This window comes from Streptomyces shaanxiensis (genome assembly GCF_039537145.1).
Lineage (GTDB): Bacteria > Actinomycetota > Actinomycetes > Streptomycetales > Streptomycetaceae > Streptomyces > Streptomyces shaanxiensis.
Genome location: NZ_BAAAZY010000001.1, coordinates 206,787 through 229,163 on the forward strand (window position 1 = coordinate 206,787; position 22,377 = coordinate 229,163).

Sequence of the window (22,377 nt, forward strand, 5' to 3'; positions counted from 1 at the left end):
GACAGGTTGATCCGCGACAGGCCGCTGTGGACTGCGCCACGTTGCGCGTCCACCGGTTCCGCCGTACCACACACACCCCAAACGGGGCGTGTTTTCCGGACATTGACCGACGAAGCGCCGGGCGACCGAGTGCGGTACAACGATCGGCCAGCCTACCGCGAGCGGTACGACAACAGGATCACCGGGACAGGTACGCGGTCATACCGCACGGTCGGGCAGAACCCCGCTGAGCAGGAACGCGACCGTGCGCTCCCGCTCCGTCCAGGCCCGCGTGTCGAGGTCCACGGACTGCAGGAGCGCGCACTCCACGTCGTAGCCGTGCTCGGTCAGATCGCGGCCGACGAGCTCGGCGGCGTCGCGGGTCGCGGCGTGCGTGACGATGCGCTGTGGGCGCCGGTCGGCGACGGCGGAGACGACGGCGGCTCCCCCGCCGCCGACGCGGACGACGTCCGGTTCGGGGAGGTTCTCCAGGACGTGCGGGGCGATGCCGTGGACGATCTGCAGCTGGACCCCGAAGCCGCGCGCGTTGGCCTCGGTGCGCTGGCAGGCGCGGGGGTCGCGGTCGACGGCGATGACGGCGGCGCCGGCCCGGGCGGCCTCGGTGGCGAAGGCGCCGCTGCCGCAGCCGATGTCCCACACGAGGTCACCGACGCGCGGGCCGAGCCGGGCGAGTTGGGCCGCGCGGAGCGGTTCCAGCTCGCCCTCGCCCATGAGTCCGCCGTAGGACTCGGCGGGCAGGGTCCAGCCGCGTGGCGCGGCGGACGGGTCGCGTCCGGCGATCCAGCCCCCGGACTCCCCCGCGCCGGCCCGGCCGCCGATGACGATGACGACGTTCGGGTCGCGCCAGGCGTGGTCGGGGGCCTTGTCGGAGGTGACGACGGTGACCTGCTCGCGTTCGGTGCCCAGTTCCTCGCAGATGACGAAGGTGCGGTGGACGCCCTCCAGGAGCAGGCCGAGTTCGGCGGGTCCGGCGCCGGGCGAGGTCAGGACGGCGACCTTCGTGTGGGCGCGGCACACGTTCACCGCGCGTCGCAGGGTGCGACGGTGTGCGACGACCACCTGTGCGTCGTCCCATGGCATGCCGGCCCGGGCGAAGGCGGCGGCGACCGAGGAGACGGCGGGGACGACCTCGACCTCCAGGCCGAACTCGGGCGCGCGCAGGGTCCGTACGACTCCGAAGAAGCCGGGGTCTCCGTCGGCGAAGACGACCGCGGTGCCGCGGTGGCCGGCGATGCGGCGGGCGGCGAGCGCGGTGCTGCCGAGGCGGATGCGCTCGGCGGCGGGCGGCACCTCGGGGAGCGACAGGTGGTGGGCGGCACCGGCCACGAGCGTGGCGGCACCGAGGGCGGAGCGTGCCGCGGCGGTCAGCGGCGAACCGTCCCAGCCGATCACCGTGACGCGGTCGGCCATCGTCGTCAGTCTCCAGGGTTTGCGCAGGTCGTCGTGGGCTGCCCGAGGGGCGGGCTCCGTGAGGGTACCTGGTCGCCGTTACGGCACCACCCGTGCCCGCGGATCCGTCTCCCGTCAGTTCCACTCGCCGAACGAGGTGAAGCCTCCGGTGTCGGCCAGTTGCTCCCCGGCTCCGTCGAGATCCTCCGGGAGGAGGCTCCACACGATGAAGTCGGTGCGTACGTCGGCCCAGGTGCCGTCGTCCGTGCGGACGTGCGCTATGCACGCGTTGCGCAGGACGCCCTCGCTGATACAGCCGATCTTCTGGGCCACCTGCTGGGAGGCGGTGTTGTCGGCGGCCGTGCGCAGCTCGATGCGTTCGAACTTCTGGTCGCTGAACAGCCATTGGGCGGTGGCCAGGGCGGCCTCGGAGGCGTAGCCCTCACCGCGGGCCCAGGGGGCGACTATGTACGACAGTTCCGTCGACCGCACGTGCCAGTTCGTCTTGGCGAGCTGGACGATGCCGACCAGGCGCTGGGTGAGGAACTCGGTGACGGCGAGGTCGAGCCCCCGTCCGGCCGCCCGCTCGGCGGGGGCGTACTCGGTGATCCAGGTGCGGGCGCCGTCCTCCGTGTAGGGCTGGGGGACGTCGGTCCAGGCGCCGACCTGCTCGTCGTTCATCATCTCGGCCAGGGCCGGCACGTCGTCCTCGTCGAGGGGGCGCAGCACCAACCGCTCCGTGCTGATGGAGATGTTGGGGAAGGTGCTAGTCATGCGCCGCTCCGTAACCTTCGGAAAACCTTCAGGGCTGCTGAACTGCCCAGCATGCAGCATGAAAGCACTGAACCGCACGACAGGGTCCACTCCAAGTGAGCGAGTGGACCCTGTGCGTACCGATACGCCGTATACGCGCCGTCAGCCCGAAGCGACCGGCAGGACCGAGCCCTTGTACTTGTCCTCGATGAACTTCTTCACCTCGGCCGACGTGAGGAGCTTGGCGAGCTTGCGCACCCGCGGGTCGTCCTCGCCGCCCTTCTTCACGGCCAGGAGGTTGGCGTAGGGGTTGTCCTTCGCCGACTCCAGCAGGATGGCGTCCTCGGTGGGGCTGAGGCCGGCGTCCTGGGCGTAGTTGTTGTTGATGACCGCCGCGTCCACGTCGTCGAGCGAGCGCGGCAGCTGGGCGGGTTCCAGCTCCTTGAACTTCAGGTGCCGGGGGTTGGCGGCGATGTCCGCCGGGGACGCGTCCGTGCCCGCGCCCTCCTTGAGCGTGATGACGCCCTTGGAGGCGAGGAGTTTCAGGGCGCGGCCCTCGTTGGTGGTGTCGTTCGGCACGGCGACGGTGGCTCCGTCGGCGAGCTTCGTGACGTCGGTGACCTTGTTCGAGTAGACGCCCATGGGTGGCAGATAGGCGTCGACCACCGGGACCAGGTCGGTGCCCTTGGACCGGTTGAACTCGTCCAGGTAGGGCTTGTTCTGGTACAGGTTCGCGTCGAGCGAGCCCTCCTGGAGCGCGGTGTTCGGCAGGACGTAGTCCGTGAACTCCCTGATCTCCAGGTCGAGGCCCGCCTTCTCGGCGAGGTCGCCCTTGATGTACGTCAGGACCTCGCCGGCCGGGACCGCGGTGGCGCCGACGACCAAGGTGTCGTCGGCGGCGCCACCGGAGGAGCCCGAGCCGCAGGCGGTGAGTGTCAGGCCGAGTGCCAGCGTGGCCGTCAGCGGTACGGTGCGGCGCTTCATGTCGGTCAGAAGGCCGCGACGACGGCGCCGTCGTACTTGTCCTCGATGAACTTCTTCACCTCGGGCGAGGTGAGCAGCTTCGCCAGCTTCTGCACCCGCGGGTCGTCCTCGTTGCCCTTCTTCACGGCGAGGAAGTTGCCGTAGGGGTTGTCCTTGGGCGACTCGGCGGCGATGGCGTCCTCGGCCGGGCTGAGGTCGGCCTCCAGGGCGTAGTTGCCGTTGATGACGGCGGCGTCGACGTCGCCGAGGGAGCGCGGCAGCTGGGCCGCCTCGAGCTCCTTGAACTGGAGGTTCTTGGGGTTGGAGGCGATGTCCTTGGGGGTCGCTTCGTAGCCGACGCCCGCCTTCAGCTTGATCACGCCGTTGGCTTCCAGCAGCTTCAGCGCGCGGGCCTCGTTGGTGGTGTCGTTCGGGACGGCGACCGTGGCGCCCTTCTTCAGGTCCGTGAGCTTCTTGACGCCCTGGGAGTACACGCCGAGCGGCTCCAGGTGCACCGTGGCGTTCGGGACGGCCACGATGTCGGTGCCGTTCTTCTTGTTGAAGTCGTCCAGGTACGGCTGGTGCTGGAAGTAGTTGGCGTCGACCTCACCCTGCTGGACGGCCGTGTTCGGCGTCACGTAGTCGGTGAACTCCTTGACCTCGAGCTCGAGGCCGGCCTTCTTCGCGAGCTTGTCCTTGATGTACGTGAGGATCTCGCCCTGCGGGGTGGGCGTGGCGGCGACCTTCAGCGGGGCGCTCGCGTCGGAACCGGAGTCCTTGTCCGAGCCGCAAGCGGTGAGCCCGAGGGTGAGGGCTCCGGCGGCGAGGACGGCAGTGGTGAACTTGGCGGTGTTACGCACGAAAAGTGCCTTTCCTTATGGGTGGTGCGACCCCGTGATGGGTGCCACGGGGAGATCAGGGGGGAGGCTCAGACGGTCTTGCTCGTCGCCGTGGACGCCTTCAGCAGCCGCAGCTTCGGCGCCGCGCCCGAGTGGCCACCCCTGCGGTGCAGGGACCGGGCCGCGCAGTCGCCGGCGAACTGGATGAGCGAGATGACGACGGCGAGGATCGCGACGGTCAGCCACATCAGCTCGGTCTCGAAGCGCTGGTAGCCGTAGCGGATGGCGATGTCGCCGAGGCCGCCGGCGCCGACCGTGCCGGCCATGGCCGAGTAGCCGATCAGGGCGACGATCGTGGTCGTGGTGCTGGCGATGAGGGACGGCAGGGACTCCGGTACCAGGACCTTGCGTACGACGGTCCAGGTGTTGCCGCCCATCGACTGCACGGCCTCGACGAGCCCGCCGTCCACCTCGCGGACAGCCGTCTCGACGAGGCGCGCGAAGAACGGGATCGCGCCGATCGCGAGCGGCACGATGGCGGCCTCGCGGCCGATGGTCGTGCCCGTGACCCAGCGCGTGAAGCTCATCAGGGCGACCATCAGGATGATGAACGGCATCGACCGGGCGACGTTCACGATCTGCCCGATGACCTTGTTGGCGAGGACGTTCTGAAGGAGCCCGCCCCGGTCGGTGAGGACGAGGAGGACGCCGAGCGGGAGGCCGCCGACGACGGCTATGAGGGTGGACCAGCCGACCATGTAGAGGGTGTCCCAACACGCCTGCTCCAGCAGGGGCTGCATCTCGGACCAGGTCACTTGGCACCTTCCTTCACCAACAGGGGTTCATTGACGACGTCGATCTGCAGGCCCTGTTCGCGCAGGAAGCCGATCGGTACGACGTTGTCCTCGTAGCGGCCGGGCAGTTCGATGCGCATCCGGCCGACCTGGAGACCGCCGACGGTGTCGATGGCGGCGCCGAGGATCGAGATGTCGATGTTGTAGGTGCGCGAGAGCTGGGAGATGACCGGCTGGGTGGCGGCCTCGCCCTGGAAGGTGACGTCGACGACGGTGCGGTCGTCGCCGGTGGCCTCGCCGCCCACCGGGAAGAGGGCGGAGGCCAGTTCCGAGCCGGGGGTCGCGAGCAGCTCGCTGACCGTGCCGGACTCGACGATGCGGCCCTGCTCCATGAGCGCGGCCGAATCGCAGATCGACTTCACGACGTCCATCTCGTGGGTGATGAGCAGGACGGTCAGGCCCAGCTGCCGGTTCAGGTCGCGCAGCAGCTGGAGGATGGAGCGGGTGGTCTCCGGGTCGAGGGCGCTGGTCGCCTCGTCGGAGAGCAGCACCTTGGGGTCGCCGGCCAGGGCGCGGGCGATGCCGACCCGCTGCTTCTGACCGCCGGAGAGCTGGGCGGGGTAGGCCTTGGCCTTGTCCGAGAGACCCACCAGGTCGAGCAGCTCAAGTGCCTTGCGGGAACGTTCCTTCCCGGACTTGCCGAGGATTTCCAGCGGGAGCTCGACGTTGTCCTGGACCGTCCGGGAGGACAGCAGGTTGAAGTGCTGGAAGACCATGCCGATACGGCTGCGGGCCTGCCGGAGTTCCTTGCCGGCCCGGGGACCGCGCCCCGCGAGGGCGGTGAGGTCCTGTCCGGCGACGGTCACCGTCCCGGAGGTGGGGCGCTCCAGCAGGTTGACGCAGCGGATGAGCGAGGACTTGCCGGCGCCGGACTGGCCGATGACGCCGTACACCTCGCCTTCGCGGACGTGCAGATCGACGCCGTCGAGGGCGGTGACCTCGCGGCCGCGCGAGCGGTAGACCTTGGTCAGGCCCGATGTGGTGATCACTGGGATTCCGTCACTGTCGAGTGCGCGGCACGTCGTGGGCGCCGGGCACGGGGCATTCGTGGTCGAAGGCAGCCGGAACGCAGCACGGTTCTCGCAGGCGCGGTGGAACCGGAGTGGAGAATCGTGTGCGCGGGGCAGTGCTCAGTCATCGGTCCCGTACGCGGACGTACGGGCGGACTCGAGCGGGCTCTCGCTTCGGGGCGCGAGGCTCAGGGTGGTGCAGGGGCCCTCTAGAAGGCGCACATTCGACACATACAACGAGCACCGGGCGTCATGGTCGCCTCGGTCGCAGTGGTGCGGCAGCTCGTCGTGGTCATGCGATCAGTAAACCAGACGTACGGTCCTTACCGACCGCCGCTGTCCGCATGCTGGACAGCGGCGGACAGCCGTCAGCCGCGGACTGAGATCTCCACGCCCCCGTCGGTGACCAGCGCCGACAGGGCGGACAGGTCCTGCACGACCAGGTCGGCGTCGAGCTCGTGGGCCTGGTGGGTTGTGGTCAACGCCACGGTGGTCATGCCGGCGGCGCGACCGGCCGCGAGGCCCGCGGGGGCGTCCTCGAAGACGACGCAGTGGGCCGGGTCGACGCCCAGTTCGCGGGCGGCGAGGAGGTAGGGCTCGGGGTCGGGCTTGCCGCGGGTGATGTCGTCGGCGGTGACCATGGTCTTGGGGAGGATCCCGACCGCGTCGAGCCGGGCCTCGGCGAGCCGCCGGGTGGCGGAGGTGACGACGGCCCAGCGGTCGGCGGGCAGCGAGCCGAGGAAGGCCTCGGTGCCGGGCAGCAGATGCACACCGCCGTTCGGTACGTCCTCCACCTCCAGCGTCTCGATCCGTGCGAGGGCCTCCGGCACGATGTCGGCGGGCAGCAGGTCGGCGGCTATCTCGACGGCGGGCCGCCCGTGCAGCTCGATCCGCCCGAACTCCTCGGCGGTGATGCCGTACTCCTCGGCCCAGCGTGTCCAGCAGCGGTCCACGGAGGCGAGAGAGGAGACGAGGGTGCCGTCGTTGTCGAACAGGAGAGCGCGTGCGTGGATCGTCATGGTCTAGACCCTACGGGGCCGCCGGAGCTTGCCCGACACGGCCTCGGACGTCGAGCATGCCCGCATGAGACCGGAGGTACAGGCCTTCGTGGCCGACGGACCGCTGCCCGACGAGGACGCCGAGGAAGAAGAGATCGACCGGCGGGTGGACCAGTTGGGAGCGATCGCGAGGCCGGTGACGGCCGAGGAGGCCCGCGCGCTGACCGACTGTTTCGGACCCGACGACTGCTACGGCGTGGCCTGGACGCTGCTGCATCTGATCGAGACGGGCCCGAACCCTGTGCTCAGGGTCCGCCCCGCCGCCGACGCGAACGAGTGGCGGCACCGGCTGTGGCGTCGGGCCGTGAACGGCGGTCTCGTCGCCGACGGTGCGAGCGGCTGACGGGCGGGGGCGGCCGCATCAGGCCTTTTGGCCCGTAATAGGCTCGCTGCATGCTTGATGCCCTGACGCTGGTGACCGGTGTCGCCGCGCTGCTGCTCGCCGCCTGGTGCGGGTGGGCGGCATACCGTGACCAGCCGACGAAGGACTGGCACTTCATCGGGATGGCCGTGGTGACGGTGCTGGCCCTGGTGCAACTGGTGGCCGGGATCGTACTGCTGGCGCAGGGCGAGAAGCCGGAGCAGGGCACGACGATCTTCGTGGCGTATCTGCTGGGCGCGTTCGCGTGCATTCCGGCCGCCGGGTTCATGTCGCTGGCCGAGCGCAGCAAGTGGGGTTCGGTGACGGTCGCCGCCGGCGGTGTGGTGCTGGCCGTGCTGGAAGTGCGGCTCTATGACATCTGGGGAGGCTGAGGTGGCCGTGACGGAGGAGAAGCCGACCAGGACGCGGCTGATCAGCGGGCCGGGGATGTTGCTCGTCTGGCTGTACGGCGTGATGGTCGTCGGGGCCGTGTCGCGATCGGCGTACCAGATCGCGACGGAGTTCGACCGGGCGCCGCTGGCCTACTCGCTGTCGGCGGTCGCCGGTCTCGTCTACGGCTTCATCACGTACACCCTTGTCAGGGGCGGCGAAAGAGCCCGCAAGGCGGCGCTGGTCTGCTGCGCCGCCGAGCTCGCGGGCGTTCTGGTCGTCGGTACCTGGACTCTGGTGGATCCCTCGGCGTTCCCCGACGCGACCGTCTGGTCCGACTACGGCATGGGGTATCTGTTCATCCCCGTCCTGCTGCCCCTGTCGGCCATGTACTGGCTCCGCAAGGCACGCGCCCGGTAAGAGACTCAAGCAGTAGCGGCGTACGCCCCCGCCGGCTTCTCCAGGACGATCATCGGTACCCCGTCCGCGCCCTTCGACGTGCCCACCGCCTCGTAGCCCACCTTGCGGTACAGGCGGAGGTTGCCCTCGCTGCGGTGGCCTGCCTCCAGCCGGAACCTCTTGGCGCCGCGCTGTTCGGTGAGGGCGGCTTCGGCGGCGCGCAGCAGCCTGGCGCCGATGCCGTGGCCCTGGAGGCGGGGGTGGACGCAGAGCTTGCCGATGGCGGCGGCGCCGTCCGCGGTGACGCTGCCGCGGACCGAGCCGACGACCTCGTCGCCCAGCCGTGCCACGAAGACGCAGTCCGCGCCGACCTCCGCGCGGACCGAGTCCAGGGTTTGGACCAGCGGGTCGATGCGGTAATTGCCGTACAGCGCCGCCTCGCTCTGGAAGCACAGGTACTGCAGCCTGAAGATCTGCTCCGCGTCCTGCTCGGTCGCCGCCGAGATGGTCACGCTCATGCCCATGTGCGCACGCCCCTCGCTCACCTGATCGCCTGTTGTCCCTCACTCCTATCCCCGCGCTCCGCGGGCCGCAACCTCCGGTGTGAGCAAACGACGCAGACATCCCAGGCATCTGGAACGTTCTGGACCAAGACTGCCCTGTGAGATACCCAACTCCCCCGCGATTTCCCGGTATGTCAGGTCGTCCGGGGAGAGGAGGGCCTCCACGAGGGCGGGGCAGCGCCCGGGGAGGCGGCGGACCGCTTCGCGCAGGGCGCGGTGGCGGGCGGCTGTGAGCGCCAGGTGTTCCGGGTCGTGGGCACTCTCGTCCGTCGGCTCGTGCTCATACGGCCGTTCGAAGCGCGTCGTACGGCGGCTGCGGCGCGCCTCGGCGCGAACGGCCCTGCGCAGCCAGCCCGGCGGGTCCACGGGCGGGCCGTGCGAGTCGAGGCGTTCGAGGAGGCGGAGCAAGACCGCCTGTTCCAGGTCTGCGGGCTCCGCTCCGGAGGCGGGTGCCTCGGCCGAGGCCTCGGCGGTGAGCAGAGGGCGCAGCGCGGCAAGCAGGTCGTCCGTCATATGCGGCACGACGCGGCCGCCCGGGCGCGAGGTTGCCCGGGCGGCCGACGGTCACCCCAACCGGGTCGTGGCTCTCAGCCGTTGACGAAGTCCTCGCGGGCCAGCACGCCCGTGTCGGGGTTGTCGGTGAAGACGCCGTCGATGCCGGTCGCGAAGTACGTCTTGTAGGCGCCGAAGACGTCGCCGTAGGCGTCCGCGTCGGTGCCCTTGCGGAAGTTCGCGGGCAGGAAGGGGTTCTCGTTGCGCATGGTCCAGGGGTGCAGGAGCAGGCCGACCTTGTGCGCGTCGTTCACCAGCGTGGTGGGCGTGGTGAGGTTGCCGTTCGCGTCCCTCGGGATGATCAGGTCCAGGGTGGTGCCGATGCCCTGGGCGTAGGAGGCGATCTCGCGCAGGCCGGCCGGCTTGACCAGGTCGGCGACGGTACGCGGGTCGCCCGTCTCGACGAAGTCCCAGGGGCGGGTGGCCGGGCCGGAGAGCAGGACGACCAGCGGGTTGTCGACCAGCTTGTTCAGGCGCTGGATGCTGGTCGGCTCGAAGGACTGGATGATGACCGGGGAACTGCGCCGGTCCTTGCCGTGCTTGTGCAGCACCTTGGCGATCCGCTCCTCCAGGCCGAGGCCCAGCTTGCGGAAGTAGGTGGGGTGCTTGAGCTCGGGGTAGATCCAGACCTGCTTGCCGCGCTTACGGGTCTGCTCGTCCTGCCACTTCAGGACCTCTTCGAAGGTGGGGATCTCCCAGCGGCCGTTGTAGAGGGTGTTGTGCGGGCGGTTGGCCGGGATGCGCTCGGTCGCGCGCAGCGTCTTCAGCTCGGCGAGCGTGAAGTCCTCGGTGAACCAGCCGGTGGTGGAGACGCCGTCGAGGAGCTTCGTCTTCTTGCGGTCGGCGAACTCGGGGTGGTCGGCGACGTCGGTCGTGCCGCCGATCTCCGGCTCGTGCCGGCAGACCAGGTGGCCGTCCTTGGTGGGCACGAGGTCGCCCGCCTCGACGATGTCCGCGCCCATGTCGAGGGCCAGCTGGTAGGAGCCCAGGGTGTGCTCGGGCCGGTAGCCGCTGGCCCCGCGATGGCCGATGATCGTCGGCTTGGGCAGGCTCTTCAGGCCCCCGCCACCGTGCCGGGCCTCCGCGGCCTTCGCCGTACCGGACAGCCCCAGGACCGCGCCGCCCGCGCCGAGCACGGCCGCGCCGAGAAGCATCCGCCGTCCGGTCCCGCCAGCCTGCTCGTTCTCCTGCGTTCCCATGAGCGCCCTTCCTGCCCGTCCGTTCGACTTCTTCGTTCGGCTCCGCCTCCGGGGCGCGCCGTGCGGGCCGATCCTAGGTGCGTGTACATGACGGACGGGAGACCTGCGGCGGAACGCGCGGGTGACGCTGGATGTCGTACGTGAAGGGAGTGATGACGGCCCGTCGGATTCGGTTCCCGGACACGGGGAACCCGTCCGGTATGTCCCGAGGGCGATGTCCGTCACACCGTGGCGAGCGCGTTACGAGTCGCCCTCGGCGCGCCACCGCAGGTAAACCAGCGTCAACAGTGCGTAAGACGTCGGTGAAGTCGGCGCACCCGATGTGCGGGATCCCGGGAACCGCGAGTATCGTCCTCACCTGCACAGACTTCTACGAATCCCTTGACACCGGAGGGCCCGTTGTCCCGCTTCGCGCTCATCAAGGCAGTGCTCGGACCGATCATGCGCCTGATGTTCCGCCCACAGGTGGAAGGCGCGGAGCACATCCCGGGCGACGGTCCGGTCATCCTGGCCGGCAACCACCTCACCTTCATCGACTCGATGATCCTGCCGCTGGTCTGCGACCGTCAGGTCCTCTTCATCGGCAAGGACGAGTACGTCACCGGCAAGGGCCTCAAGGGCCGCCTCATGGCCTGGTTCTTCACCGGCGTCGGCATGATCCCGGTCGACCGGGACGGCGGCCGGGGCGGCGTCGCGGCGCTGATGACCGGACGCCGGATCCTGGAGGAGGGCAAGGTCTTCGGCATCTACCCCGAGGGCACGCGGTCCCCCGACGGGCGGCTGTACCGGGGTCGTACCGGCATCGCGCGCCTCACGCTCATGACCGGGGCGCCGGTCGTCCCGTTCGCCATGATCGGCACGGACAAGATCCAGCCGGGTGGGGCGGGTATGCCTCGGCCGCGCAAGGTGACGGTGCGGTTCGGTGAGGCGATGGAGTTCTCGCGGTACGAGGGGATGGACCGGGACCGTTATGTCCTGCGGGCCGTCACCGACTCCGTGATGGCGGAGGTCATGCGGCTGTCCGGGCAGGAGTACGTGGACATGTACGCCAGCAAGGCCAAAGAGGCGGCGTAACTCCTCGGCACAGAGCTTCAGGGGCAAAGAGCTTCAGACGGCGGGCTGCACTTCAGGTGGCCCGCCGTTCGTGTGTCCAGCCCCGGGCGCGGGGAACCGCAACACGAACGTCGAGCCCTCCCCCACCCGCGAGAACAACCGCGCCTGACCGCCGTGCGACTCCGCCCACGCGGCGGAGCCGCACATCGATACAGCCCCGCGCCCCTCAGGCGGCGTTGTCGAGCCGTTGGCCGCGGAGGAGGAACCATGCCGCCACCGCCGCGGAGAGCAGCACCGCTGCCCCGACCCCCGCCGCGAGTGCGAGGCCGTCGACGAAGGAACTCCGGGCCGCTTCGAGCATCGCCTCGGACGTCTGCGTCGGCAGACCCGCCGCCGCCTCCACCGCGCCTCCCAGCGACTCGTGCGCCTCCGCCGGAGTGCCCGCCGGGCCGGAGAAGTCGCGGTACACGCCGGTCACGATGGAACCCAGTACGGCGATTCCCATGGCCGCGCCCAGCTCGTACGCCGTCTCCGACACCGCGGACGCGGCGCCCGCCTGCTCCTTCGGCACGCTGGAGAGGATCACGTCCGACGTCACCGTGAAGGAGAACCCCGCGCCGACGCCGACCACCAGCAGGGCGGCGCCGAGCAGGGGGTAGCCCGTCGACTGGTCGATCACCGTGAGCGCGGCCAGGGCGAGGCCGATCGCCGCGAGGCCGCCCGAGACGACGGCCCGTACCGAGAAGCGGCGGGCCGCGCGGCCGGCGATCAGGCCTGCCACCACCGCGCCGATCGCGGCGGGCAGTTCGGCCAGGCCCGCCTCGAACGGGCCCCGGCCCTGCACGAGTTGCAGGAACTGGGAGAGGAAGAACACGAGGCCGGACAGGCCGAGGATGGTCAGCAGGTCGGCGAGCACGGCGCCGCTGAAGCCACGGCGGCGGAACAGCCGCATGTCCAGCAGCGGGGTCGGCAGGGTGAGTTGGCGGCGTACGAAGCCGTACAGCGCGGCCGCGCCCAGCAGGCCCGCGGCGAGCGTGGCCCAGGTGAAGCCGTGGGAGGCCGCCTCCTTGACGGCGTACACCACACCGATCATGCCGACGAGCGACAGGGCGACGCTGCTCAGGTCCCACGGACCGGGACTCGGGTTCCGGGACTCGGGCAGCAGCTTGATGCCGACGAGGACGAGGACCACCATGACCGGCAGGTTGATCAGGAAGACCGAGCCCCACCAGAAGTGCTCGAGCAGGAAGCCACCGACGATCGGGCCGACGGCCGTACCGGCGGAGGCGGTCGCGCCCCAGATGCCGATGGCGAGGCTGCGCTCGCGCGGGTCGTGGAAGAGATTGCGGATCAGGGCGAGGGTGGCGGGCATCAGGGTCGCGCCCGCGACACCGAGCAACGCCCGGGCCAGGATCATCAGCTCGGGCGTCGTCGCGTAGGCGTTGAGCACGGATATCGCGCCGAACGCCGTGGCGCCGACGAGCAGGATCCGCTTGCGGCCTATGCGGTCACCCAGGCTGCCCATCGACACGAGCAGGCCCGCGATCACGAAGGAGTAGACGTCGCCGATCCAGAGGAGCTGGTTCCCGGTGGGCTTCAGGTCCTCGCTGATGTAGGGGGTCGCGAGGCCGAGGACGGTCGCGTCGACGGCCACCAGCAGCACGGCGAGGACGAGGACGGACAGCGCCAGCCAACGACCGGGGCGCTTGGTCACCGCCTCGGTCGTGGACGCCGGCTGCAGGGTGCTGGTCATGATTCCTCTCTCGGTTGTACGGGTTGACGCAGTGCGCCGCCGAGCAGCAGCTCGACGATCATGTGGGTGAAGTCGTTGCGGGCGACCCTGCCCTCCGAGACCGCCCAGGCCCCGGAGGCCAGCAGGCCGTACAGCGCCTCGGTGAGCCAGGCCGGGGTGAGGTCGATACGGAACTCACCGCTCTGCTGGCCGCGCCGGAACAGCGCGGCGATGCGGTCGTCGATGCGGGCCCAGCCCGCGTTCTGCTCCTCGCCCTCGAACAGCTGGTTCTCCGTGTAGAGGAACGCCAGCAGTGCGGCCGCGGGCTCGATCTCGCGGACCAGCCGGTGCACGGCGTCGCGCGCCGCCCCCTCGTCCAGGCGGGCCGCGTCCAGCGCGGCCTCGCACTCCGCGATGCCGAGCGACTCCAGCGCCCGTACGAGGGCGTCGCGCCCGGCGAAGTTCCGGTGCAGCGTGGCACGGCTGATCCCGGCGGCCTTGGCGACCTCGTCCATGGTGGCGGTGGATTTGCGGGTCAGCAGGGCTGCGGCGGTGCGCAGTACGTGGTCACGATCGACGGCCATGAGACGAGAGTACCGCATGTGAGACATCTTTGTCTCACGGTGGGCATGGGTGACTCATGGCTGTCGATCAGCGGGGGTGTGCGTCAGTGCCAGGGCAGCTGCCCGCGCCGCTCCCAGTACGCGCCCGGCTCCTCCACCAGCACGGCGAGCCGCTCCAGCTGGTCCTCGTCGAGGTCGACCACGGCGGCGTGCAGGTTGGACGCGAGCTGTACGGTCGTCGCCGCGCCGGAGAGGACCACGCCGGCCCAGGGCTGCCGGAGGATCAGCGCGAGGGCGACGGCGTCGCAGCCCAGGGACGTTTCGTCCGCCACGGCCTTCAGCGCGTCCGGTGCGTGCGGGTCCGCGAGGCGCCCGTTGGCCATGCCCTCCTTCACGATCACCGTGAGCCCGGCGTCGTGGGCCTCGGCGAGGGCGGGGGCGGCCGAGGTCTCCAGGGCGTTGTACGTCGACTGGACGGTGCGGAAGAGGGGCTCACCGTCCACCGTCACGGCGAGGGCGGCGCGGATCGCGTCGGCCTGGGCGGGACCGCTGGTGGAGAAGCCGACGGTCAGCCCCTGGGCCGCGGCCTCGGCGAGCCTGGCGTGGAGGTCCTTGTCGGTGAGGGCGGGGCTGTCCGGGGTCACCGAGTGGATCTGGTAGAGGTCGAGGCGGTCGCCGAGGAGGGCGTCGGTCTCGGCGCGCTGGCGCTCGTACGTCTGGAGGCTGTGGTCCTTGACCTCATGCTTCTCGGCGTCGGTGGTCCAGGCGGCGGTGTAGGTGTAGCCCCATTTGCTGCCGACGACGATGTCGTCGATGTCGGGGCGGGCGTTCAGCCAGTCGGCGAGGAACTCCTCGGAGCGGCCGTAGGAGCGGGCGGCGTCGAAGTAGCGGACTCCCTGGGCGTAGGCGGCGTCGAGGAGTTCGTGGGTGCGGGTGCGCAGGGCGTCGACGCTGCGGGTCTCTCCGAGGTCTTCGTCTCGGCCGAGATTGATGTAGCCGGGGCGGCCGACCGCGGCAAGACCGAAGCCGATGTGGCAGGTAGGGGTCGTTGCTGTGGCCAAGCGGGCGAAGGGCATCGCGGGCTCCGTTTCGGTCGGATCCGGTACGGCTTTCCGACCAACGTAACCCGCGATGACCTTCGGATTGCGCCTCAGAGCCCGGTTCATGCGGTGCAATGGCGGGCGCGGGATCGCCGTGGCTTGTCGCGCGGTTCCCCGCGCCCCTCAAGGGCGTTGCCCTACCGCTTCTTGGCAGTCGCCCACTCGTGCTGCGCCGCCACGTCCGCCTTCACCTCGGCCAGCTGCACAGCCACCGCACTCGGCGCCGTGCCACCCCGGCCGTTCCGGGAAGCGAGAGCCCCCGGCACGTTCAGCACCGTCCGCACCTCCGGCGTGAGGTGAGCGGAGATCTTCGCGAACTGTTCGTCCGTCAGGCCGTCCAGTTCCTTGCCCTCGGCCTCGGCGACCTTGACGCACTCGCCGGCGACCTCGTGGGCGACGCGGAACGGGACGCCCTGCTTGACGAGCCACTCGGCGATGTCGGTGGCCAGGGAGAAGCCGGCCGGGGCCAGTTCCTCCATGCGCTCGCGGTGGACGGTGAGGGTCGCCATCATGCCGGTGAAGGCGGGGAGCAGGACCTCCAGCTGGTCACAGGAGTCGAAGACCGGCTCCTTGTCCTCCTGGAGGTCGCGGTTGTAGGCGAGGGGCAGCGCCTTCAGGGTCGCGAGGAGACCGGTGAGGTTGCCGATCAGGCGGCCGCTCTTGCCGCGGGCCAGCTCCGCGATGTCCGGGTTCTTCTTCTGCGGCATGATCGACGAGCCCGTGGAGAACGCGTCGTGCAGGGTCACGAAGGAGAACTCCTTCGTGTTCCAGATGATGACCTCCTCGGCGATCCGGGAGAGGTTCACACCGATCATCGCGGTGATGAAGGCGAACTCGGCGACGAAGTCACGCGACGCCGTGCCGTCGATCGAGTTGCCGGCCGACCCGTGCTCGAAGCCGAGGTCCTTCGCCACCGCCTCCGGGTCCAGGCCGAGGGAGGAACCGGCCAGGGCGCCCGAGCCGTACGGCGACACGGCCGTGCGCTCGTCCCACTGACGCAGCCGCTCGGCGTCCCGGGACAGGGACTGCGCGTGCGCGAGGACGTGGTGGGCGAAGAGCACCGGCTGGGCGTGCTGGAGGTGGGTGCGGCCGGGCATGGCCACGTCCGGGTGAGCCTCGGCGAGGCCGATGAGCGCGTCCTGGAGGTCGGCGATCAGGCCGCCGATGATCCGGGCGTGGTCGCGCAGGTACATCCGGAAGAGGGTCGCGACCTGGTCGTTGCGGGAGCGGCCGGCGCGCAGCTTTCCGCCGAGGTCGGGGCCGAGGCGCTCCAGCAGGCCGCGCTCCAGGGCGGTGTGGACGTCCTCGTCGGCGATGGTGCCCACGAAGTCGCCCGCGGCGACATCCGCTTCCAGCTGGTCGAGGCCGGCGATCATCCGCGTCAGCTCGTCCTCCGTGAGCAGCCCCGCCTTGTGCAGCACGCGCGCGTGGGCGCGCGAACCGGCGATGTCGTACGGCGCCAGCCGCCAGTCGAAGTGGACGGACGCGGACAGCTTGGCCAGGGCCTCGGCGGGACCGTCGGCGAAACGGCCGCCCCAGAGCCGTACGTCACCGCTGTTGCTGCTCACTTGCTGTGCTCCTCGGGAGGGTCTGGGTGTGGCACCGCCTCCCCGTGGCGTGAACGGGGAGGCGGTCGTCAGGTTAGTGCGAACTCACCACACAGTGACCTGCATGAGTATGCAGAGTTATGCATGATTCGTCAATCTCGACCGACGACGGCAGGATCTCGGCGGAAAATTTGCGGCGCCTTTGAACGCGAGAAACCGCTTACCCGTACCTCTCGCCGAACGCAGGCGCCGCGTTCACCACCGACGACACCCCCGAACCCGAGTGAGGCATCCGCATGTCCAGGGCTCTTCCGAAGTACAACAAGCGTCGCGTCGCGTTCATCGGCGGCGCCGCCGCGGTGGCGCTGTCCGGCACGGTGATCGCCGGCTTCGCCCTCGCCGGGGAGACGACAGCGTCTTCGAAGAGCGGCACGAACGCCCGGACGCTGGCCGGCCCCGGCACCATCTCGTGCCCGGACGTCGCTTCCCGGCTGCCCGCGGTCCCGGCGACCGCGAAGGCGGAGGTCGACCGCAACCTCGCCCTGCTCAACACCCAGATCCAGGAGGCCAACAAGCGGTTGGTCGACACCGTGGGCCAGGGTGGGCCCAACTTCGTCCAGAACGCCATCGTCGGCCCCCTGAAGGACAAGCGCGTGGCGACGATCAACCGCATCGCGACGGCCATCGGCCGCACGGCCGCCAGACCGCAGGGCCTGGACGCGCTGGCGCCGTGCACCCTCAACGCGAACGGGAACGCGGCCGCCGCGACCCCGAGCGCGACCCCGACCAAGCAGGCCGGCGGCAACACGGGCAACACCGGAAACAGCGGGAACACCGGCAATACAGGGAACACGGGGAACACCAACGCCGTCGGCACCATCTCCTGCCCGGACGTGAGGTCGAAGCTCCCGGCTGTCCCGGCGACCGCGAGGGCCGAGGTCGACCGCAACCTCGCCCTGCTCAACACCCAGATCCAGGAGGCCAACAAGCGGCTCGCGTCCTCGGTCGGCCAGGGCGGGCCCAACTTCGTCCAGAACGCCATCCTCGGCCCCCTGAAGGACAAGCGCGTGGCGGCGATCGACCGCATCGCCATCTCCATCGGCCGTACGGCGGCCAAGCCGCAGGGCCTGAATTCCCTGGCCGCCTGCACGCTCATCAAGTGAGGTGACAGGCGCCGTGGCCGCCCCGCCGAACGCCGGCCGGGGCGGCCACGGACGTGCCAACCGGACGCCGCAATTCCTTAGACAGGCGAACGATCACCGTCCATAATCAGTGGACGTGGGAAAAACTTATGAACGCATAGACGGCAGGCTCCGCACGTTCATCGAGGAGCAGCCGCTCTTCTTCACCGCGACCGCGCCCCTGTCCGCCGACGGGACGGTCAACCTCTCCCCCAAGGGCCTCAAGGGCTCCTTCGCGATCCTCGACGAACTCACCCTGGCCTACCTCGACTTCGCCGGCTCCAACGCCGAGACGATCGCGCATCTGCGGGAGAACGGCCGGATCACCCTCATGTGGTGCGCCTTCCAGGGCCCGCCCAACATCGTCCGGGTGCACGGCCGCGGTGAGGCCGTCTTCCGCGACGACCCTCGGTTCAAGGAACTGCTCGGCCACTTCCCGGACATCGACCCGAGCCTGCACGGCCTGCGCGCGATCATCGTGGTGCGGGCCGAACTCGTTCGCGACTCCTGCGGGTACGCCGTCCCCCTCATGACGTACGACGAGGACCGCGAGCTGCACGGCAAGCGGTTCGCGCGCGAGGACGACGACTCGCTCAGCGCGTACTTCACCAAGAAGGAGCACATCGCGACCAGCCTGGACGGCCTACCCGGGCTGCCGTTGCCGCTGCCCCCGTCTAGCGTCTGAGCCATGCGCCCCGGTGTCGTCGCCCTCGCGTCCGCGTCCCTCCTCGTGCTCGCTGCCGCGCCCGGCGGTGCCCCGCCACACCCGCTTCCCGCCCGTATGGCCGACACCGGGGGCGGCAGCCAGCTGATCACCGCCGTGGCACCCGAGGCCGGCTCCACATCGGGGACGGTCACCTGGTGGGACCGGGTGGACGGGCAGTGGGTGAAGGCCGGGTCGGCGACGGCCCGGTTCGGGGCGAAGGGGCTGGTCGAGGGGGCCTCGCGCAAGCAGGGCACGAACACGACGCCGACGGGGCTGTACGGGCTGCCGTACGCCTTCGGCAGCAAGGCGGCGCCGCGCAGTACGGCGTACAAGTACCGCCGCGTTCACCGGGACTCCTGGTGGTGCCAGGACAACGACTCCCGTGCGTACAACCGCTGGACCGAGCCGCTGGCGCGCGACTGCCGTGCCGCCGAGTCCGAGCATCTGCTCTCCTACGGCGCGCTGTACGCGTACGCCCTCGTCATCGACTTCAACTACGCCCGCCCGGTGAAGGGCCGAGGGGCCGGGATCTTCCTCCATGTGAAGGGGCGTGGGGCGACGGCCGGTTGTGTGTCGGTGTCCGAGGACGCGATGAAGCGGATCCTCGAGTGGGCCGACCCGCGGCGGAACCCGCACATGGCGATCGGGACGACGGGCGGGCCCACGGCGATCACCCGGTACTGAGCCGGTACGGAGCAAGTACTGACCGAGCACGACTGAACACACGGACCTCCCCGCACGTATCTCTGGGCCAAGGGACCACGTCAACCACGCACTCCCCTTGCTCCCGTCCCCGGAGGAACCGTGACCACCACGCTCGCGGGCGGCCGTGCCGCCCGACGCCAGACGATGCGCCGCATCCGCCCGCGCCGCTCCCCGGCCGTCCCGTTGGTGATCGCCCTATGGGCGGGTGCGGCGGCCGTGCTGTGGTTGTGGTGGGACAACACTCCGTCCCTCGCGGACAACACCGCGAAGATCCTCGCCGCGGGCCGGATCACCGGTCTGCTCGCCGGCTATCTGATGGCGCTCGTGGTGCTGCAGATGGCGCGGGTGCCCGCGCTGGAGCGGCGGGTGGGCTCGGACCGGGTCGCGCGCTGGCACGCGATGAGCGGCCGGTACACCGTCTGCCTGGTCATCGCGCACGTCTTCCTCACCATGTGGGCGTACGCCCTCCAGGCAGGCAAGACGCTCGGTGACGTCGTCCAGCAGACGATCGACTCGATCAACACCCTGCCGGACATGGGCAAGGCGGCCATCGGTACCGGTCTGCTGTTCTTCATCGCGTTCATCTCGATCGGGGGCATCCGCCGCCGCATCCCGTACGACACCTGGTACCACGTACACCTGCTCACCTACGCGTCCGTGTACCTGACGTTCTGGCACCAGATCACCACCGGCAACGAGTTCGCCGTCACACCCGCCGCGAAGACCTTCTGGTACGGGCTGTACGCGGCCGTGACCGCGGCCGTCGTCTGGTACCGGATCCTCACCCCGATCCGCCTCAACCTGCGGCACCGGATGTACGTCGAGGCGGTCATCGAGGAGACCCCGGGCGTCGTGTCGGTCCTGATCGGCGGGCGCAAGCTGCACCGCATGGGCGCGGAGGCGGGGCACTTCTTCCGCTGGCGGTTCAAGGCGCCGGGCATGCGGTTCAGCTCCCACCCGTACTCGCTGTCGGCGGCGCCCCGCCCCGACATGCTGCGGATCACGGTCAAGGCGATCGGCGACCACACGTCCCGACTGCGCGATCTGAAGCCCGGCACCAAGGTGTGGGCCGAGGGCCCGTACGGCGCCATGACCGCCCAGCGGCGCAGCCGGGGCAAGGTCCTGCTGGTCGCGGGCGGCGTCGGCATCACGCCGATGCGGGCCCTGTTCGAGACGCTGCCCGGCGCGGCCGGCGACATCACCCTGCTCTACCGGGCCAACAGCACTCAGGACCTGGCGCTGTGGGACGAGCTCGCGGCCATCGCCGACGAGCGCGGCGCCCGGCTGATGTACGCGGTCAACAGCCCGGACGGTGAACGGCCCGACATCTCGGCGGAGCGGTTGCAGCAGAAGCTGCCCGACATCGACAAGCACGACGTGTTCATGTGCGGGCCGGCCGGCTTCGCACAGGGCGTCTACGAAGCACTGCGCGGCGCGGGTGTGCCTGCCCGCCGCATCCATCACGAGTCGTTCGAGATGTGAGCGACGGGACTTCGAGACTTCAAGACTTCAGGAGCTGTAGAAGCCATGAGGAAGAGTCACCCCATCCGGCGTGTCGTGCTGGCCGGCGCCGCCACCGTGTCCGGGATCGTGCTGCTGCTGTCGCTGAAACCGGCGACGGACCCGGGTTCCGCGCAGGCGGCGGGCGTCGGGGCACCGCCGGCGGCCTCGGCCCAGGGTGGCGCCCAGGCGGCCGGGAACGGCACGGTCACCGGTGACGCGGCGCAGACCCAGTACGGCGCCGTGCAGGTGCGGCTGACCGTCAGCAACGGCAAGATCACCCAGGCGGAGGCCGTCCAGGCACCCAAGGGCGGCCAGAGCGACCAGATCACCGCGAACGCCGTGCCCAAGCTCAACCAGGCGGCGGTCGCCGCGCAGAGCGCCGACATCGACTCGGTGTCCGGGGCGACGTACACCAGCAACGGCTACAAGAAGTCCCTCCAGTCGGCGATCGACAAGGCGAAGGCGAGCGCCGGTTCGCAGGGTTCGGGCGCCGCCCAGGCGGGCACGGTCACCGGCGACGCCGTCCAGACCCAGTACGGCCCCGTCCAGGTCCGCGTCACCGTCAGCGGCGGCAAGATCACCAAGGCCGAGACCGTCCAGGCACCCAGCGGCGGCCAGAGCACCAACATCACCGCCAACGCCGTACCCAAGCTCAACCAGGCGGCCGTGGCGGCCGGTAACGCCGACATCGACGCCGTGTCCGGAGCCACCTACACCAGCAACGGCTACAAGGAATCCCTCCAGTCGGCCCTCGACAAGGCGAGTGCGGGTTCGTCTCAGGGCTCCGGTTCTCAGGGCTCCGGTTCTCAGGGTTCGGGTTCGCAGGGGTCGGGCGCCGCGCAGGCCAGTACGGTCACCGGCGACGCCGTCCAGACCCAGTACGGCCCCGTCCAGGTCCGCATCACCGTCAGCGGCGGCAAGATCACCAAGGCCGAGACCGTCCAGGCACCCAGCGGCGGCCAGAGCACCAACATCACCGCCAACGCCGTACCCAAGCTCAACCAGGCGGCCGTGGCGGCCGGCAACGCCGACATCGACGCCGTCTCCGGAGCCACCTACACCAGCAACGGCTACAAGGAATCCCTCCAGTCGGCTGTGGACCAGGCCGGTGGCTGACACGGTGGCGGAACCGACACAAGCTCCCGCCGCGGTGCGTCATGCCGAGGAGGTCATGGGGACGGTCTTCTCCTTCGACGTCCGCGGCGGGGATCCCGGTGCCGTGCGGTCGGCGCTGGAAGAGGCGGTCGCCGGGCTGCACCGGGTCGACGAGGTGTTCAGCACCTACCGCGACGACAGCCAGGTCTCCCGGCTGGCACGCGGTGAGCTGACCGTCGACGACTGCGACCCGGACGTGGCCGAGGTGCTCGCCCTCGGCGCCGAGGCGGAACGGCTCAGCGAGGGCTGGTTCAGCACGAGGTACGAGGGCCGCCTCGACCCGACCGGCATCGTCAAGGGCTGGTCCGTCGAACGCGCGGCCCGCCGCCTCGCGGACGTCCCCGGGGTGACCGGCGTGAGCGTCAACGGCGGCGGCGACGTGCAGCTGCTGGGCGTCCCCGGCCCCCAACGCCCTTGGCGCGTGGGCGTGTCCGACCCCCTGCGCCCGGGCGGCCTGGCGGCGGTGATCTCCGCGGCGGGGCTGGACGAACTGGCGGTGGCCACATCCGGCACGGCGGAGCGGGGCGCGCATATCGTCGACCCGCGCACGGGCCGCTCCGCGGTGACGGACCTGGTGGCGGTGACGGTGGTGGCCCCGTCGGTGACCTGGGCGGACTGCTGGGCTACGGCGGCGTTCGCGATGGGGTCACGACAGGGGTTGCGGTGGCTGGAGTCGCTGCCGGGGGTGGAGGCGCTGCTGATCACGGCGGGGGACGAGGTGCGGTGCACGGGAGGCTTGGCAGCTCGACTCGGGTGAGTCGGCCCACCAAGGGGCGCGGGGCTGTGTCGATGTGCGGCTCCG

The 22,377-nt window shown here is 70.4% G+C and carries 24 protein-coding genes; 10 read left to right on the forward strand and 14 right to left on the reverse strand.

The window, feature by feature from the left end; all coding sequences use genetic code 11:
• Positions 1-198: 198 nt before the first annotated feature.
• The 7 genes from cbiE to ABD932_RS00960 form a co-directional block, all read right to left on the reverse strand.
• A complete protein-coding gene (gene cbiE / locus ABD932_RS00930; protein WP_345008051.1) occupies positions 199-1,410 on the reverse strand; it encodes a precorrin-6y C5,15-methyltransferase (decarboxylating) subunit CbiE in 1,212 nt (403 codons plus the stop codon).
• Positions 1,411-1,524: 114 nt separating this feature from the next.
• Positions 1,525-2,163 (reverse strand): GNAT family N-acetyltransferase, encoded by a 639-nt coding sequence (locus tag ABD932_RS00935; RefSeq protein ID WP_345008053.1) that lies wholly within the window; start codon positions 2,161-2,163, stop codon positions 1,525-1,527.
• Between the two features lie 141 nt (positions 2,164-2,304).
• Positions 2,305-3,126 carry a MetQ/NlpA family ABC transporter substrate-binding protein gene (locus ABD932_RS00940; protein WP_345008055.1) on the reverse strand — a complete coding sequence of 274 codons (822 nt, stop codon included), beginning with the start codon at positions 3,124-3,126 and terminating at the stop codon, positions 2,305-2,307.
• A 5-nt stretch (positions 3,127-3,131) separates the two neighbouring features.
• Positions 3,132-3,965 carry a MetQ/NlpA family ABC transporter substrate-binding protein gene (locus ABD932_RS00945; protein WP_345008057.1) on the reverse strand — a complete coding sequence of 278 codons (834 nt, stop codon included), beginning with the start codon at positions 3,963-3,965 and terminating at the stop codon, positions 3,132-3,134.
• Between the two features lie 68 nt (positions 3,966-4,033).
• Positions 4,034-4,759 (reverse strand): methionine ABC transporter permease, encoded by a 726-nt coding sequence (locus tag ABD932_RS00950; RefSeq protein ID WP_345008059.1) that lies wholly within the window; start codon positions 4,757-4,759, stop codon positions 4,034-4,036.
• Positions 4,756-5,787, reverse strand: coding sequence for a methionine ABC transporter ATP-binding protein (locus tag ABD932_RS00955; protein WP_345008061.1), 1,032 nt, complete (start codon positions 5,785-5,787; stop codon positions 4,756-4,758). Before ABD932_RS00955 ends, ABD932_RS00950 begins: the two co-directional genes overlap by 4 nt.
• 389 nt (positions 5,788-6,176) lie before the next feature.
• Positions 6,177-6,827: an HAD-IA family hydrolase gene (locus ABD932_RS00960; protein WP_345008063.1), complete on the reverse strand. Its 651-nt coding sequence runs from the start codon at positions 6,825-6,827 to the stop codon at positions 6,177-6,179.
• Between the two features lie 64 nt (positions 6,828-6,891).
• Here ABD932_RS00960 and ABD932_RS00965 point away from each other — a divergent pair, with 64 nt between their 5' ends.
• The 3 genes from ABD932_RS00965 to ABD932_RS00975 are packed head-to-tail and all read left to right on the forward strand — an operon-like array spanning position 6,892 to position 8,037.
• Positions 6,892-7,209, forward strand: a complete 318-nt coding sequence (locus ABD932_RS00965) for a hypothetical protein (RefSeq protein ID WP_345008065.1) — start codon at positions 6,892-6,894, stop codon at positions 7,207-7,209.
• A 50-nt stretch (positions 7,210-7,259) separates the two neighbouring features.
• On the forward strand, positions 7,260-7,619 hold the full coding sequence (locus ABD932_RS00970) for a hypothetical protein (RefSeq protein WP_345008067.1): 360 nt from the start codon (positions 7,260-7,262) through the stop codon (positions 7,617-7,619).
• The gene (locus ABD932_RS00975; protein WP_425587395.1) at positions 7,600-8,037 is read left to right on the forward strand and encodes a hypothetical protein; all 438 of its coding nucleotides are present in this window, start codon (positions 7,600-7,602) and stop codon (positions 8,035-8,037) included. Before ABD932_RS00970 ends, ABD932_RS00975 begins: the two co-directional genes overlap by 20 nt.
• 5 nt (positions 8,038-8,042) lie before the next feature.
• Here ABD932_RS00975 and ABD932_RS00980 read toward each other — a convergent pair whose 3' ends face one another.
• The 3 genes from ABD932_RS00980 to ABD932_RS00990 all read right to left on the reverse strand — a co-directional run bounded on the left by ABD932_RS00980 (position 8,043) and on the right by ABD932_RS00990 (position 10,330).
• Positions 8,043-8,540, reverse strand: coding sequence for a GNAT family N-acetyltransferase (locus ABD932_RS00980; protein WP_345008330.1), 498 nt, complete (start codon positions 8,538-8,540; stop codon positions 8,043-8,045).
• Between the two features lie 45 nt (positions 8,541-8,585).
• Positions 8,586-9,092: a sigma-70 family RNA polymerase sigma factor gene (locus ABD932_RS00985; protein WP_345008071.1), complete on the reverse strand. Its 507-nt coding sequence runs from the start codon at positions 9,090-9,092 to the stop codon at positions 8,586-8,588.
• 74 nt (positions 9,093-9,166) lie between these two features.
• Positions 9,167-10,330, reverse strand: a complete 1,164-nt coding sequence (locus ABD932_RS00990) for a glycerophosphodiester phosphodiesterase (RefSeq protein ID WP_345008073.1) — start codon at positions 10,328-10,330, stop codon at positions 9,167-9,169.
• A gap of 399 nt (positions 10,331-10,729) precedes the next feature.
• Here ABD932_RS00990 and ABD932_RS00995 point away from each other — a divergent pair, with 399 nt between their 5' ends.
• Positions 10,730-11,404 carry a lysophospholipid acyltransferase family protein gene (locus tag ABD932_RS00995; RefSeq protein WP_274237642.1) on the forward strand — a complete coding sequence of 225 codons (675 nt, stop codon included), beginning with the start codon at positions 10,730-10,732 and terminating at the stop codon, positions 11,402-11,404.
• A gap of 205 nt (positions 11,405-11,609) precedes the next feature.
• Here the strand turns inward: ABD932_RS00995 and ABD932_RS01000 are convergent, their stop codons facing one another.
• The 4 genes from ABD932_RS01000 to argH form a co-directional block, all read right to left on the reverse strand.
• Positions 11,610-13,136, reverse strand: a complete 1,527-nt coding sequence (locus tag ABD932_RS01000; RefSeq protein WP_345008076.1) for an MFS transporter — start codon at positions 13,134-13,136, stop codon at positions 11,610-11,612.
• Positions 13,133-13,699, reverse strand: a complete 567-nt coding sequence (locus ABD932_RS01005; protein ID WP_345008078.1) for a TetR/AcrR family transcriptional regulator — start codon at positions 13,697-13,699, stop codon at positions 13,133-13,135. Before ABD932_RS01005 ends, ABD932_RS01000 begins: the two co-directional genes overlap by 4 nt.
• 83 nt (positions 13,700-13,782) lie before the next feature.
• On the reverse strand, positions 13,783-14,754 hold the full coding sequence (locus ABD932_RS01010) for an aldo/keto reductase (RefSeq protein WP_345008080.1): 972 nt from the start codon (positions 14,752-14,754) through the stop codon (positions 13,783-13,785).
• A 161-nt stretch (positions 14,755-14,915) separates the two neighbouring features.
• Complete coding sequence (argH, locus tag ABD932_RS01015; protein ID WP_345008082.1) at positions 14,916-16,346, reverse strand: argininosuccinate lyase; 1,431 nt, start codon at positions 16,344-16,346, stop codon at positions 14,916-14,918.
• 275 nt (positions 16,347-16,621) lie between these two features.
• Here argH and ABD932_RS01020 point away from each other — a divergent pair, with 275 nt between their 5' ends.
• The 6 genes from ABD932_RS01020 to ABD932_RS01045 all read left to right on the forward strand — a co-directional run bounded on the left by ABD932_RS01020 (position 16,622) and on the right by ABD932_RS01045 (position 22,332).
• Positions 16,622-17,488, forward strand: coding sequence for a hypothetical protein (locus tag ABD932_RS01020; protein ID WP_345008083.1), 867 nt, complete (start codon positions 16,622-16,624; stop codon positions 17,486-17,488).
• Between the two features lie 115 nt (positions 17,489-17,603).
• Positions 17,604-18,191: a pyridoxamine 5'-phosphate oxidase family protein gene (locus tag ABD932_RS01025; RefSeq protein WP_345008085.1), complete on the forward strand. Its 588-nt coding sequence runs from the start codon at positions 17,604-17,606 to the stop codon at positions 18,189-18,191.
• Positions 18,192-18,194: 3 nt separating this feature from the next.
• Positions 18,195-18,896 carry a L,D-transpeptidase family protein gene (locus ABD932_RS01030; protein WP_345008087.1) on the forward strand — a complete coding sequence of 234 codons (702 nt, stop codon included), beginning with the start codon at positions 18,195-18,197 and terminating at the stop codon, positions 18,894-18,896.
• Positions 18,897-19,016: 120 nt separating this feature from the next.
• A complete protein-coding gene (locus tag ABD932_RS01035) occupies positions 19,017-20,399 on the forward strand; it encodes a ferredoxin reductase family protein (protein ID WP_345008089.1) in 1,383 nt (460 codons plus the stop codon).
• A gap of 45 nt (positions 20,400-20,444) precedes the next feature.
• A complete protein-coding gene (locus ABD932_RS01040) occupies positions 20,445-21,536 on the forward strand; it encodes an FMN-binding protein (protein ID WP_345008091.1) in 1,092 nt (363 codons plus the stop codon).
• Complete coding sequence (locus ABD932_RS01045) at positions 21,529-22,332, forward strand: FAD:protein FMN transferase (RefSeq protein ID WP_345008093.1); 804 nt, start codon at positions 21,529-21,531, stop codon at positions 22,330-22,332. The genes ABD932_RS01040 and ABD932_RS01045 overlap by 8 nt, the downstream gene beginning before the upstream one ends.
• Positions 22,333-22,377 lie beyond the last annotated feature (45 nt).

What these genes read in the sequence shown, in the direction of transcription:
- cbiE (WP_345008051.1), bottom strand. Translation starts at nt 1,410, where the DNA reads ATGGCCGACCGCGTCACGGTGATCGGCTGGGACGGTTCGCCGCTGACC.
- ABD932_RS00935 (WP_345008053.1), bottom strand. Translation starts at nt 2,163, where the DNA reads ATGACTAGCACCTTCCCCAACATCTCCATCAGCACGGAGCGGTTGGTG.
- ABD932_RS00940 (WP_345008055.1), bottom strand. Translation starts at nt 3,126, where the DNA reads ATGAAGCGCCGCACCGTACCGCTGACGGCCACGCTGGCACTCGGCCTG.
- ABD932_RS00960 (WP_345008063.1), bottom strand. Translation starts at nt 6,827, where the DNA reads ATGACGATCCACGCACGCGCTCTCCTGTTCGACAACGACGGCACCCTC.
- ABD932_RS00965 (WP_345008065.1), top strand. Translation starts at nt 6,892, where the DNA reads ATGAGACCGGAGGTACAGGCCTTCGTGGCCGACGGACCGCTGCCCGAC.
- ABD932_RS00970 (WP_345008067.1), top strand. Translation starts at nt 7,260, where the DNA reads ATGCTTGATGCCCTGACGCTGGTGACCGGTGTCGCCGCGCTGCTGCTC.
- ABD932_RS00975 (WP_425587395.1), top strand. Translation starts at nt 7,600, where the DNA reads ATGACATCTGGGGAGGCTGAGGTGGCCGTGACGGAGGAGAAGCCGACC.
- ABD932_RS00980 (WP_345008330.1), bottom strand. Translation starts at nt 8,540, where the DNA reads ATGGGCATGAGCGTGACCATCTCGGCGGCGACCGAGCAGGACGCGGAG.
- ABD932_RS00985 (WP_345008071.1), bottom strand. Translation starts at nt 9,092, where the DNA reads ATGACGGACGACCTGCTTGCCGCGCTGCGCCCTCTGCTCACCGCCGAG.
- ABD932_RS00990 (WP_345008073.1), bottom strand. Translation starts at nt 10,330, where the DNA reads ATGGGAACGCAGGAGAACGAGCAGGCTGGCGGGACCGGACGGCGGATG.
- ABD932_RS01000 (WP_345008076.1), bottom strand. Translation starts at nt 13,136, where the DNA reads ATGACCAGCACCCTGCAGCCGGCGTCCACGACCGAGGCGGTGACCAAG.
- ABD932_RS01005 (WP_345008078.1), bottom strand. Translation starts at nt 13,699, where the DNA reads ATGGCCGTCGATCGTGACCACGTACTGCGCACCGCCGCAGCCCTGCTG.
- ABD932_RS01010 (WP_345008080.1), bottom strand. Translation starts at nt 14,754, where the DNA reads ATGCCCTTCGCCCGCTTGGCCACAGCAACGACCCCTACCTGCCACATC.
- ABD932_RS01020 (WP_345008083.1), top strand. Translation starts at nt 16,622, where the DNA reads ATGTCCAGGGCTCTTCCGAAGTACAACAAGCGTCGCGTCGCGTTCATC.
- ABD932_RS01030 (WP_345008087.1), top strand. Translation starts at nt 18,195, where the DNA reads ATGCGCCCCGGTGTCGTCGCCCTCGCGTCCGCGTCCCTCCTCGTGCTC.
- ABD932_RS01040 (WP_345008091.1), top strand. Translation starts at nt 20,445, where the DNA reads ATGAGGAAGAGTCACCCCATCCGGCGTGTCGTGCTGGCCGGCGCCGCC.